The sequence below is a fragment of the Xenorhabdus littoralis genome, assembly GCF_033949345.1.
GTDB classification, from domain to species: Bacteria; Pseudomonadota; Gammaproteobacteria; order Enterobacterales; family Enterobacteriaceae; genus Xenorhabdus; species Xenorhabdus littoralis.
This window is the reverse complement of record NZ_VCDP01000317.1, coordinates 1-302: the sequence shown is the minus strand read 5'-3', so window position 1 is coordinate 302 and position 302 is coordinate 1. Positions and strand designations below refer to the sequence as shown.

The window sequence follows — 302 nt, the reverse complement described above, 5'->3', positions numbered from 1 at the left end:
AGCTATATTGAGAATTTAGATTATATTGATCGTATTTATTATATAGAATCAGATATTAGTTAGAAGGGATATGTATATTATCCCTTCTATTTTTTTATTTATTTAATCCTTTTCTTATAAGTTCTAGAATTGTTGCTGTTCTAGTAGAAATTCCGTTTTCTTCTTTGTATTCGTCAACTTTTTTTAATATTGATTGTGGGATTCTCATTTCTACTCTTTCTTTTTTATCTGTCATTATTATCACCTCTTCTTGTATTGTACGGAAAAATATCGTATAATACAAATTGTACGGAAAAAAGACG

1 protein-coding gene is annotated in these 302 nt (G+C 25.8%); it reads right to left on the bottom strand.

Annotated features, from left to right (window positions below):
• Positions 1-94 precede the first annotated feature (94 nt).
• On the bottom strand, positions 95-302 hold a 208-nt coding region (locus FE394_RS19730; protein WP_319927995.1), incomplete at its 5' end, for a ribbon-helix-helix domain-containing protein.